9 protein-coding genes are annotated in these 13,231 nt (G+C 34.4%); 5 read left to right on the top strand and 4 right to left on the bottom strand.

Going from position 1 to position 13,231, the window contains the following annotated elements:
- The first annotated feature begins 93 nt into the window (after positions 1 to 93).
- The 5 genes from DS745_RS05660 to DS745_RS05640 all read left to right on the top strand — a co-directional run bounded on the left by DS745_RS05660 (position 94) and on the right by DS745_RS05640 (position 7,206).
- Positions 94 to 2,352: a putative bifunctional diguanylate cyclase/phosphodiesterase gene (locus tag DS745_RS05660; protein WP_161568185.1), complete on the top strand. Its 2,259-nt coding sequence runs from the start codon at positions 94 to 96 to the stop codon at positions 2,350 to 2,352.
- A gap of 298 nt (positions 2,353 to 2,650) precedes the next feature.
- Entirely contained in the window at positions 2,651 to 3,910 is a 1,260-nt protein-coding gene (locus DS745_RS05655) for an ATP-binding protein (protein ID WP_161568184.1), read from the top strand.
- Between the two features lie 288 nt (positions 3,911 to 4,198).
- Positions 4,199 to 4,903, top strand: coding sequence for a Na-translocating system protein MpsC family protein (locus tag DS745_RS05650; protein WP_161568183.1), 705 nt, complete (start codon positions 4,199 to 4,201; stop codon positions 4,901 to 4,903).
- 195 nt (positions 4,904 to 5,098) lie between these two features.
- The gene (locus tag DS745_RS05645; RefSeq protein WP_129077309.1) at positions 5,099 to 5,785 is read left to right on the top strand and encodes a Na-translocating system protein MpsC family protein; all 687 of its coding nucleotides are present in this window, start codon (positions 5,099 to 5,101) and stop codon (positions 5,783 to 5,785) included.
- A 215-nt stretch (positions 5,786 to 6,000) separates the two neighbouring features.
- Positions 6,001 to 7,206: a glycosyltransferase family 2 protein gene (locus tag DS745_RS05640; protein WP_129077308.1), complete on the top strand. Its 1,206-nt coding sequence runs from the start codon at positions 6,001 to 6,003 to the stop codon at positions 7,204 to 7,206.
- A 220-nt stretch (positions 7,207 to 7,426) separates the two neighbouring features.
- On the opposite strand, the gene DS745_RS05635 is transcribed toward DS745_RS05640, so the two are convergent.
- From DS745_RS05635 to DS745_RS05620, 4 genes are all read right to left on the bottom strand, one after another.
- The gene (locus DS745_RS05635) at positions 7,427 to 8,647 is read right to left on the bottom strand and encodes an IS110 family RNA-guided transposase (RefSeq protein ID WP_129076981.1); all 1,221 of its coding nucleotides are present in this window, start codon (positions 8,645 to 8,647) and stop codon (positions 7,427 to 7,429) included.
- Between the two features lie 327 nt (positions 8,648 to 8,974).
- Positions 8,975 to 10,516, bottom strand: coding sequence for an IS1182 family transposase (locus DS745_RS05630; RefSeq protein ID WP_129077307.1), 1,542 nt, complete (start codon positions 10,514 to 10,516; stop codon positions 8,975 to 8,977).
- 122 nt (positions 10,517 to 10,638) lie between these two features.
- Positions 10,639 to 11,877, bottom strand: a complete 1,239-nt coding sequence (locus DS745_RS05625; RefSeq protein ID WP_129077306.1) for a two-component system sensor histidine kinase NtrB — start codon at positions 11,875 to 11,877, stop codon at positions 10,639 to 10,641.
- Between the two features lie 158 nt (positions 11,878 to 12,035).
- Positions 12,036 to 13,229, bottom strand: coding sequence for a SpoIIE family protein phosphatase (locus tag DS745_RS05620; protein WP_129077305.1), 1,194 nt, complete (start codon positions 13,227 to 13,229; stop codon positions 12,036 to 12,038).
- Between the last annotated feature and the right edge of the window lie 2 nt (positions 13,230 to 13,231).

Below are 13,231 nucleotides of genomic sequence, written 5' to 3'. Positions count from 1 at the left end.
AAGAGAGATAAAAAATTCGCATATATATTTATTGCCACTTATATAGTTTTAAATCTTTCTTGGAATTATCTGTTTCAATCCAAGGAGCTAATATTGGATTGGGGTATAGCTGTTTTTCAAGTTGTGGCTTGTATTACAGCCTTTACATGGATTATGAACACCTATAGAAAAGAAGAGGGGAAAGCAAGAGCGTTTTGGCTTTTTCTTGGATTAGGTATCTTGTCTTACTTATTAGGTATCGTAGTTTGGGCATTTTATCATTTTACAATGACTACTGGTGCCGAAGCTGCAATGGTACCAAAGATACTATGGATTTCTCAAAATGTCTTTTATTTTATAGCACTTCTGTTAATTATGAGTGTTATGAAGAAGAATAATTTGCTAACCATTCGTTTCCTATTAGATATCTTGATAGTAATGTCAGTTGCGGGAACATTTATTTGGTTTTTTATTATGGATCCATTAATCAAAAATTTTAATCAAACTTTCTCGTATATAGATATACTCTACCCCATATTAGACTTAGGTGTCTTGGCTGGTGTAATTAGTTTAGTGGTCGCCTCAAATTCAATTTTTACTAAGACAACTTCTTATCTCTTAATCTTTGGACTATTAGTTCAAATTATTGCTGATTTGATATTTTCTTATCTAACTGTTAAAGGTGTTTATACTGTAGGTAGTATTACTGAACCGTTATGGATTTTATCCTTATTTATTATTAGTCTTGCAAGTATTCATCATGAGCCCTTTATTGGATATGAAGATAATAAAAGTATTCTTAAAAACAAGCCAAAAGGAAGTCTTTTCTTGAAACATAGCCTCCCTTATATTGGTGTTATTCTTCTATCCATTTATGTTATTTCTGAACTCCAGCATAGTACACCAATAGTTATTGGATTGTTTTTCAGTATTTTACTAGTTATCCTTAGACAAGTTTTTACACTTCTTGATAATGACCGTCTAGTATCAGATTTAAACAACTTAAATGAAGCACTAGAAATAAAAGTAAAAGAACGGACAGACCGCTTAGTAGAAACAATCAACCAAATGGAGCACTTTGCCTTTCATGATGTAGTTACAGGCCTCCCGAATCGGCGATATATTGAAAAAAGGTTAGCACAAGCAATAAAAAATAGAAATCCTGTTGGCGAAAAGAAGATTGCCTTCTTACTATTAGATTTAGACCGTTTTAAGCAAATTAATGATAGCCTGGGACATTCCTATGGAGATTTATTATTAAAAGAAGTAGGTAGAAGGCTTAGTCAAGTCATGCATTCTAATGAGCTAGTTTGCCGAATTGGTGGCGACGAATATGCAATATTACTTGAAAATGTAACTATGTCAAAAATAGAAAGAAAAGCAGAGTTAATACTTCAAGTATTAAGAAAAGTCTATGACATATCGGGTGTCGATCTTCATGTTACACCAAGTATAGGTATTTCCATTTACCCAGAACATGGGGAAAATTTTGAGGCACTCCTGATGAAGGCAGATACGGCGATGTATAAGGTAAAAGAAAATGGGAAAAACCATTTTAAACTTTATCAAGCCTCTATGGATATGGTACCACAGCTAGCATTGGAAAATTCTTTACGAAAGGCACTTGATCGAAGTGAGTTTGTGTTATACTACCAACCTCAACTGTCATTAGAAACTGGCCAAATTATTGGGGTAGAGGCTTTAATTAGGTGGATTTCACCAAGTAGGGGCTTTGTTCCACCATCTGAATTTATTTCTATTGCTGAGGAAACAGGTCTTATTCTACCTCTAGGGGATTGGGTTTTAAGAGAAGCTTGTAAACAGTCTGTTACATGGGAAAACCAAGGGATACCACGATTAAGGGTAGCTGTAAATATATCCTCGATACAGTTTCAACAGACAAATTTCGTAAAAATAGTGGCAAATATTATTGCTCAAACAGGTGCTAACCCGGATAACATAGAGTTAGAAATTACAGAGAGTATTGCAATGGGTTCTATGGAGAATACAATTTTTAAACTTTCACAATTAAAAGAAATGGGCTTTCATATAGCCATGGATGACTTTGGAACAGGTTATTCATCTTTACAATACATGAACAAGTTCCCAATTGATCGCCTAAAAATTGACCGGTCGTTTATATCTTTATTGAATACCAATGAAAAGAACGATGCTATTGTAAAATTAATTGTTATGATGGCAAAGGGTTTAAATTTTAAGGTTATTGCAGAGGGAGTAGAAACAATACAGCAGCGGACCTTCCTTGAACAAATAGATTGTGACGAAATTCAAGGCTATTTAATTAGTAAACCTTTAAAACTAGAGGATTGTAATGAGTTTCTAAATGCAGCTACAGTATCTTGTACAAAGTAGTAACTTTAGTCTATAGTGAGTTAATTAGTTTATTGTTTTCCTAATATTTTTACATTTTATTGATATTATTGTAAATCTGTTATATCCTATAGAAGGATATTGGGAAATAATGCCCAAATCTAATCTTCTTTAAAATGAATACACAAAATTAACTTAATAACAGGCAAAGAATTATTAGATAGATGCTAGAGTTTAAAGCCATAAATAAGAAGTAACAGTATTTTGTTACGCTTATTTTGGCTTTTTTTGTTGTCTGACCTACAAATATCAAATATGAATTGGAAAGATGGGAAACATTGTGGAGATAGTTAAGGACTTAGTATTCAATCTTTTTATCATATTCGTTTGTTATTCAGTCTTTTTTTTCCTTACCATAAAAAAACGTGGAAGAGCTAACTATAATCTAGTTCTTTTAGGATCTCTTGCTATTATTCTTAGTATGACATTTCCTACGCATCTGGCTGAGGGGTTGTTTATTGACTTAAGGTTAGTACCAATTGCTCTAGCAGGTTTATACGGAGGATGGAGAGTTTGTCTTCTTCTAACCTTAGTTCTGATTAGCTACCGGATGTATCTAGGTGGTGATGGAATGGTTTATGGCATTTGGCTTGGTATATTTCATGGCCTGTTCATAAGTCTTATTTCTCAGCATTTTCATAGGGTATCTTACCGCAGGCGCGTTTCATTTAGTATTTTAGTAGGTATGATTTCGCCTTTACTGATCATGTTGATAATAGGATACACTTTGCCAGAGTCATTCTCTTCGTTACTCTTCTTCAGTACGGTTTTTATGCATTTGGCAGCGATAAGCCTATTAGTAATTTTAAGCGAGCGAATTAATAGTATTCAAAGTTTGTATGAACATGTGACTCGTATAGAGAAGATGGAAATCGTTAATCATGTTGCTTCTAGTTTTACGCATGAAATTCGGAATCCAATAACGACCGTTAAAGGTTTTTTGCAATTAATGAAAAGACCAGAATTAAAAAGACAGGAACTAGACAACTACATTTCCATTGCCATAAATGAAGTTGATCGAGCTGAGAAAATCATTACTGAATATCTATCATTTACGAAACCAACGAATGAAAATCTATATGTAATAGAAGGCGAACAAGTATTACAGAATTCAGTAGATGTTATTCGACCGTTAGCTAATTCAAATTGTGTAGATATAAAATATAAGGATTTGCCTTTCTTAGTGAAAGCCAACAAGCAGAAATTGCAGCAGGCGTTAATTAACCTATTCAAAAACGCCATTGAAGCCATGCCAGACGGGGGAGATCTATTCATTTCTGTAATGCCTCATGGTAGTATGGTAAAAATCATGATAAAAGATACTGGTGTTGGCATGACGGTAGATCAAGTAAGTCGCCTTGGAGAACCATATTTCTCTATGAAAGGAGAAAAAGGAACCGGTCTTGGGATGATGGTTGTATACAATATTATTGGTGCTATGGGAGGAACTATAAATGTGGTTAGCGAACTAGGGAAGGGTACGACTTTTATCTTAACCTTACCTACATCCTCACAGTTAGACGAAGGGGAAACAAAATAACAAGGCATCCATTCGCGATATATAATTGTCATATACTAAAAATAGTGCTAAAATATTTAAGAACCAATTTCTTGCTGTTATCGGTTTAAGTTCTAAGTGAAAATGAATTATATTGATATAATAACTTTAAATCTCATTAAATTGGTAAATGGAAGAAACTATTACTCAATAGCCAGTCTATCCATGGCCTAACTCAATCAACAAACGAGTTAGGCCTTTTTACGTTCTCATAGAAAATCCAAATTTGGTAAAGTAAAAGACTGTCTAGACAATAAAGGAGGAATGAAGTTGACAAAAACGCTCACTAATAATCGTACTCAAGACAACCTCCTTCATTTAGGTAGTTTGTTTAGCAAAATGCTGAAACAGCGGTTTGGTAAGGGGCCAGAAACTTGTTTAGTTACAATTTATGATAGTAGGCTTACAGTATTTATTCGTAAGTACATAACACCTGCAGAAGAAGTTCTGATTGAGTCTAACCAATATAATTTAGCTTATGAATTTCGGAATGTAGTAATAGCTAAGGTTATAGATGAGTTTGTCGAAGAAGCGAAAGTTATTTTAGGCCACCCACTTCATACATATTTTTGCGATTGGGATTATGAAAAAAATACAGGAGTTATCGTTATAGATAATGGTAAGAGCTATGAATATTCTGAGTCCATGATTTCTACGAAACTAAAAGGTAAGTTAGCTGAGCAAATTGCTCGTGTTAGTTCTGGGGTTCATAAAGTTCCTTCCAGCATTGATATAATAAAATTAAATCAAAATATGTTTGCTGTGGAGTGCCAAGAAACAATGCTTGAGGTTGAAAAGGTTTTATTTCGAAAAGATTGTATGGATATATTACAAGAACGTTCAAGAGAAATAAAAAAAAGCTATGTTAATCAAAGAGAATTGTTTGAGTTAGCATTTGGAAGAGTAATAGAAGGTTTATTTATGACCTGGGATTTTAAAAATGATCGAAGTTATATCTTCTTTTATTTACAATAAGCTATCAGCAATTAAAAATCGTTATTTGTAAAAAAATTATTTACTTAACCGAAAAACTATTGATCTAAAAACCAGTATAGCTGGTTTTTATTTTTTCCTTTGAGATAGTACATACTAAAATTGATAAATGTTGGTTAGGAATTTTTTATAGAAATCTAACTAGAACAATTTGTAATAATGACAAGAGGTGAGTAAATGGAACAAGAAGTACTTAATTCAATTAGCAGTTATTTGAGTAAACTGTTAAGAAAGAACTTTGGTAAAGGACCTCAATCATGCCAATCCATTGTATACAAAAGAATTTTTGTCGCTTATATACGAGGTTTTATATCACCGATGGAAGAGGTCTTAATGGAACAAGGCCAAAGTGTACAAGTTGAAAGGGCAAGGTCGGTCATCATTAACCATGTGTTAGATCAACTAAAGGGAGTTGTAGAGGTCTCTTTAAAATGTGAGATTGAAGAAAGGTATCATGACTGGAATTTTCCGAATAACTCAGGAATGATCATTTTTAAATTAGATCAAGAAATGAGTGGAGATCACCATTTGCCTCAACAAGTAAACGTAGAAGAGTTAGAAAAGGAAGTAGCAAGGATTAGTTTATTGGTTCAAAAAGCTCCTGATATCATTAATATCTATCCGGTTTCTTCAACTTTATATGTTATTGAACGAAAAGGCATACTAATACCAATTGAAAAGGCGCTTATTGCAAAAGGTTTTGAAGAGGAACTAAGAGTGACTAAAGATGAGTTGGAAAAGAAGTATTTCCATAGGTACGGCAAGTACGAGCAAATATTTTTTAGAGATGTGAAAGAAGTTTTTATTGACTGGTGTTTTAAGGAAGATAAGTCCTTGATGGGCTTCATAATTAATGAGAAATAATGAAAGTTGAATGGTTTAGCTAACTGTAGCTAAGCCATTTTGTTATTTTAGCGGGAAGGTGATGAAAAAGTCCAACATATTATGCAAATTGCCGTCCAACTTTAGCTTAAGAGCTCACAAAGGTAAATTTTGCACATATTTTATTGAAGATAGTAAACAAAACTTTTTCTAGCTATCAGAGAAATTATCTTTAGACTAGGATGTGATAGTTGGTCATGGGCAAAAATAAGGATGAAAAATCAGAGATATTAGTTAGTATAGTTATACCTTCGTATAATCGCTACCCTCTAAATTTGTATCTGCTAGAGTCGCTAAAAAGTCAAACGTTTCCGCATGATAAAATGGAAGTAATTTTTGTTGATGATGCTTCGACTGACGAGACCAAAAAGCTTAGTTCACAAATAGACACGCCTTATTCTATTAAATGGGTAAGAAATGAGTCACCATTAGGAAGAGCAAAAGCAAGAAATAAAGGAGTGACCTTTGCATCTGGGGAAATCCTTGTTTTTCTAGATGCGGAAATGGTAGCGGCACCAGGCTTAATTGAGACTCACTACTTTACTCATAAAGATCAGGAAAATCTCGTTATGTCAGGGTGGATGGAAGTAAGAAAGTTATTTACAGTTTTGTATCCAGAATTTAAAAGAAAACAGTTGAAAAAGTTACGTTCTCTATATAAGGATAATCAAGATGTGCTTTCATTAAATAATCAGGATATTTCTTCGCAAATAAACCTATTATCCCTTGAAGAGATCACTAATTTAGGAGTTTTAGATAAAAGATCATACCCTTTAGAGGACTATGAACATATACTAAATTCTTTTGGAGACAAGTTAAAGGGCTTTAAATTTTCTTGGATAAACTTCTGTACTGGAAACGTCTCACTTTCTAAATATTTATTTCAAAAAGTAGGTGGATTTGACGAGCAGTTTACTGGTTATGGCTTTGAGGATTGGGATTTGGGTTTTAGGTTATATAAAGAAGGCGCTAAGTTTATACACAACGGCAATGCAAAAGCGTATCACCAAGAACATCCAATCTCTAAGTCCAACTGGCAAGATGTTTGTAGAAACCAATATAATTTTCAATCTAGATATAAGGATATAAAACCGAAATTACTTGTGCTTTATCTATCTGCCTATCCATTAAATAGAGACTTTGTAGAGCTAAACCAAATTGCATGTGAATACAAAGAATTACGTAAGGATTATCCTAGACAGTATAAACTCTTTAAAAAAATACTTCCTCCCATACTGAGTCATGCTTCGCTTCTATTGTCGAAAAAGAAGAAATTAAAAAATCTAGCTAAATCAGCTAGAATTAACGAAGAGGTATTGGGTGCCTTTTCTAAGGAAGTTGAGTATTTAAGGGAAGAATATCCTAATCTAATTAATTTGTATGAACAATTAATTAAGTTATAAAGAAAGAGGCTGACTCAAAAGGTCATTGAAAAATGACTTTTGAGGTCAGCCTCTTTTCTTACCTACAGTCAAGTGTTTTTATCTTTTTATTTATGTTAGATGAATTAATTTTGAGTGGGAGGGGTACCCCTCCCACTCAAAATTAATTTGCGCACGCCAAATAGACCTTACGAGTTGAGTTTTTTCGAGAGGCCAAGTATGGTATAGTATAAATAACGATTTACGAACAGGTTGATGCCGCTTCGTAATCATAGGTGATGTTGTGTGTGATTAGATGAAATGCCACTTTCAAAAACTTATTTACACACGCAATGGACGCAACTTTATGGGGTTTTCCATGAGGTTGCGTTTTTAATTTGTCGTAGTATTCTATAATATGATTGTTAGTCTTCTTACGTAGTTTAATCATCGTCTGAATCATAAAGTATAAGATTTTTCGTAGCTTGTTATTCCCACGTTTGTTAATTTTATCTTTATAAAATGTATTACCAGATTGATACCGCATAATGTCGATCCCAACATACGCATTCAATTGTTTATGGTTTTGAAAGCGTCGAAGATCTCCGATTTCTCCAATTAATCTTACCGCTGTTACTTCACCAATCCCCGGAAAAGAAGTTAGCACTTGAAATTCTATGCGTCCTTTTGATAGCTCTGCCATTTGTTTAATAATCTGTTCTTTTTTCTCTTTTAAGTCTGAAATACGTTTAGCATAATCACGCACTTGTTCACATCTCACATCTTCTTTCGAAATTGCTGGATATGAGTTTTGGGCAGCGTGAAGCAGTCCTATTCCTTTTTCTTCAGCGCGTGTAAGGGATAGATTCTTTTTTGTATTCGCTTTTAATCGGTTTCGTATCACAGTTTTAGAACACTCCAATACTTCATCTGGGTGTGGATAAAGCTGAACAATATTTAAAAAGAGTGCAGAACGTTTTGAAAAAAGATGTTCTAGCTCAGGGAAACTTAGTTGTAAAATAGCGTGCATACGGCTGAATAGGTTGGTAGATTCACTTTCTAATTCATCATAATAACGTGTAAGTGCGCGCATCTGTTTATAATAGTTTTCTTCTTGATATGTCGTTGTACGTTCTGTCCGAAAGTGGGATTTAGCAAGCTCATGGGCATCGCTTTTATCAGTCTTATGACGGCGCATTGAAGCTGTTTGTAAATTCGCTTCTAACGGGCTAACTCTATGATAGGGGTAGCCTTCTGTTTGAAAGAAGTATTCTAATGGTCTTGAATAAACTCCTGATGCTTCGAATACAATTTCAGGTGCCTGACCATCCAGTTTAGTGATTTCACAAATCTTTTCATTCAAGGCTTTAAAAGACAACTTATTATGATTAATTTCGCCTTCAAATTCACATTTCTTATAGTGGTTATAGATAACCATCGTACTTTTCCCCATACTAACATCGAATGCCAGTACATGTTTCATATTCATTTCTCCTTCTCCTGCCAGTCATAGAAGCCTTCACATTGCCTTATCGATTCCACTTTCTTTTACTCGATCTCTTATGGACCCAACATACTAAACTGATTCAAATAAGGGTGTGAAGTCGGCCGGTTTTTAATACGGACTCTTAAATGGTCCTAGAGGCTGATCGGCCTTACTTCACTTCTACTATAAAAAATAGTAGCACAAACCCTGGCCGGGGTCTGCACTACTAATCTTAGTATGTTTTTTCTGGTGTATTTTTTACTTTTTTTCGTACTAATTTGGCTGGTATTTAGTTTTTAGAGGCAAATTTTCTCATTCTATCTATTAATGCGATATCAATTTGGTCCACTTCAATAAGTTATGAGCAGCACAAATAAGACCCCATTCAACTTGAATTTTTGAAAGGCCTCTTAAAGAAAATCGTTGAAACTGTCTATTATGCTTGATTTGTCCAAATACAGGTTCTACATCAATTTTCCGCTGTCTATATTTTTTATCGCCAACTTTAGTAGAGAGGCGTTCTCGTACTTCTTTTCTTTGCTTCTGATTTTCCATTGATACTGATATGGATTTCGTATCTTTATCTTTGGCACAAGAAGACTGAAATGGACAATTATGACAGTCTATACACTGATAAGTTCTTTTTATGGAGATATAACCATTATCTGATTTCTTTTTACTTTCATATGTGAAAACTAGTCGTTTATTATTTGCACAAATCCATTCATCAAGTTCCTCATCGTAGACCATATTTTCCAATCGACCAATTTGTTGTTTCCAGACTTTCGTTTGTTCTTTATCAATCGTGTTGTATTTAACTAATGCCTCAATCTCTTCTTCTTCGCAATATGTATAGTTTTCTTCACTGCCATACCCAGAGTCTGCAATCAATACCTTCGGTTTTGGACGGTTATACTTTTTTAATAGATCTAAATGCGGGATTAGGCAGCCAGGATCCCCTGCTCGTTGATGGATACTGAACCCTGTAATAATTTGACCTTCTGTTCCTATTTGAACATTATAGCCAGCTTTTAATTGTCCGTTTCTCATATGATCATCTTTCATTCGCATAAACGTCGCGTCATGATCTGTTTTAGAGAAGCTATTTCGATCTCCTACTATTGCTTTTTGATCTTCATATTTTTGTTTGCGAGGCAAGAGGTCTTTTTCGAGGGTTCGTTTGGCCCGTTTCAATTCTTTATTCTTCGGCTCTTTTTCTAATCGTACTTCTACCTCTTTAATGGTTTCTTTAATTTTATCTGAGGTGATCGGAGTTTCTTCTAATTTTTCTTGAAAATCTTTTTCGTTTTCTGCTAGTTGATCCTCTTTCACAATACGTTCTATGCCTAAAACAATTTGTTGGTACTTTTCATCTAGCGCCTTGTCATATTTTTCAATGGATTTCTTCCAAACGAATGTAAAACGGTTAGAGTTTGCCTCTACTTTGGTGCCGTCAAAATAGTAATCTTCTAGCTTAACCAGCCCTTCTTTGCAGAGTAGATCAACAATACCAAAGAATGTTTGGTAAATAATGTCCTTCATCCGAGTAGAGCGAAAGCGATTAATGGTACGGAAATCAGGCTTCTGGTTGCCAGAAAGCCACATGAAATAAATATTTTCTCCCAGTTGCTTAGCGATTTGTCGAGATGAATACATTCGATTTGCGTAGGCATATAGGATAATTTTTAACATCATTCTTGGGTGATAAGATGGTCGACCGCCACCTGGATGAAGGGAAGAAAGGAGTTTTGGACTTATTTGTTCAACGGCTATATCAACAATTCTACATAGATGATGTTTAGGAATAAGAACCTCAATATCCATAGGTAGAACTAGTTGACCAGAAGTGCTATAATTAATATACATAAGAGATCGTTCCTTTCGGTAGTTTGGTTGTGGTGACTTAATTATACCAAAAAAAGGACGAGCTCTTATTTTTTTTTGCAAAAAAAGGTGCCCAAAAGCTATGCTTTTGGGACACCCTCTTATTATCTTGTAATCGGCAAAGTGATTACAAAGGATGTTCCTTTATTGAGCGTACTTGAAACAGTAATAGCCCCGTAATGTAGCTCAATAATTTTTCTTGAAAGGGACAACCCAAGACCTGTACCAGTTTCTTTCGTTGAGTAAAATGGATCAAAAATATCTCTTAAAACAGTTTCACTCATACCGCACCCATTATCATTAAAATTAATGACAATGTTACCATCTTCCTTTTTACAATTTAGTGTAATGGATAATGGCCGTCCATCAACCCTTGAGTCAACAGCATTATTAAATAGATTAATGAAAACTTGAAGTAACTCATTATGGTTTAATAACGAAATCGTGTCAGTAAGTTCGTTACTTATATTTACGCTAAACTCAACTTCCTTCATTACTGCTTCACTATACATCAGATTTTTAAAATGAGTCAGAAAGTTGTAAATTCTTTCAGGATTTTTCTTTACGGGAGTACTTTTAGAAACCATTAAGAAGTCACTAATAATTCGATTTGCTCGATCGAGTTCTGGAATTAATAAATCATTTAGTAGTTCTGCAGCAAATGGCAATTGTTCTTGAGACAATAACTGAAGGTATCCTCGAACGGTCGTTAAAGGATTTCTGATTTCATGGGCAATACTTGCAGAAACTTGACCAATCATTTTCATTTTCTCTGCTTCTTTCAGAGGATTTAAAAAGTGAAATAAACTGACTACCCTTAGAAGATCGCCATTTTGATCACGAATAATTTTTGTATTACAAATACCATAGTTCTTGTCGAGTACCTCTTCACAAACTATTTCTTTCTCTGTTCTCAAGGTTTCGAGGAGCTTAATTTGATCTTCGTCGATTTGCAAAAGTTGTTTAATATGTTTTCCCAAAACAGCATCTCTAGTGGTCTGAAAATCTTCAAGTGTCTGTTTGTTACAGAGTGTGACAATACCCTTATTATCAATAAAAACAATATGATGTGGAACTAGGTCAAATAAGGGTTGTAAGAAGGCTTCAAGATTTCTAAACGAATAGCTATCCATAGGAAAGCTTATTGTTGGCTCGAGCTTATCTTCTGCATGATCAGTTGTTACAGTAAAATAATCCTCGTTCTTTTTTTTGTGAATTCGTTTCTTGGTCTTCTCATCAAAATAATCAACTTCAAAAGGAAGATTGGAGATTAAGCGTTTATACAGTTGAAGTTCTTCTTCGAGAGTCTCGAGGGAACATTGATTTAAACCTAGCTCAGACACTATTGTTCACTCCACTTCAGTACTTAAAGAGTCTAAAAAACTGTAAATATACATAGTTAAAGTAATCATACTCTATTCGGGAAATAATGTAAATTTTCTCCGGAGTCATATATGAAAAATCCCCATGAGAGCTCCTTTGAAGCATCATGGGGGTATGGTTATTTTATATCAACAAGAATAAAACACTGATCATCATTTTTACGGTAATTAAATTCACTACTGTTATTAAGTGAATAAACCATTTTCTCCTTACATCTGGTTAGAGATAAATTCTTATTTTCTAAAACGAAATTTGTTAAAAAAGAAGGGCCAAAAAGTTCAGAAACTCCATCAGTATATAGGAAGAGACGTCCACCATTGCTGTAGTTGATTGTATTTACCTTAAACGTAAGTCCCTCAAATGATCCAATTGGTAAGGTTGTTGAGCGCAACTGAGTTTGTGACCCATCATTAGCTTGCCAGATTGCTGGTGGGTGTCCTGCATTAACATAAGATATTACTTGCTTTTTTGTATCGATCATCAGGTAAATAGCTGTGCAATAATGCCTAGTATCTTCATTATTACCAAATAGATTGTGCAGGTGGTTATCTAACTCCTTCATAACCACATCTGCGGTGTCTCCTTTAGAAATTAGCCGTTGGAAGAGAGACTGAAGGGACATTGTAATTAATGAAGATGACAACCCATGTCCCATTACGTCAAGAATGATGATCCCATAGCGGTACTCGTCCAACTGGTAGCAGCCATAGATATCGCCTGATAACTCACTTGATGCTTTGTAGTAGGCATCAATCTTCAGTTGCTCGTTACTAATTGGATCAGTTAACGAGGTTTCCTGAATCGTTCTAGCTAATTCTAATTCTTTCATTGTAGCAATTTTATGCTTTAGTAACTCTTCTTGCTTTGTTTGCAAATTTGCTAGGGCAGTCTCTAATTCAGCATGGGCTTTATGTTTTTCTTCTAAAGCTTTCTCGGCCTCTTTTTTTGCGACGAGCAATTCATTTTCATACATATCCCTTTTTTGCATAGGAATAATGACACAATCAATGAAATTCATACTATTTTCTACCCTCTGGTTGGCATTGATAAGTACTGGTATTTCAGTGAGACTACTAGATTGGAAGGAGAGATACATCTCTTCAACATGACCTTCTAATTTTAATAATGGAAAAAAGTAAAGCTGAGTAAAAAGTCGAGTAGGGCCGGTGAGAATTGTATTTAGATGTTGGCCCAGCAATTCATCAGCCTGATAATTTAGTTGGGTAAGTAAGGTTTGGTTAACATCTTTAACTATGCCATCCTCTGAAAGAGATAGAAAACCACATGGTGCATGATTAAGTATTTGATCCATTG

The sequence above is a fragment of the Anaerobacillus alkaliphilus genome (assembly GCF_004116265.1).
GTDB lineage: Bacteria > Bacillota > Bacilli > Bacillales > Anaerobacillaceae > Anaerobacillus > Anaerobacillus alkaliphilus.
This window is presented reverse-complemented; position numbering and strand designations above follow the sequence as displayed.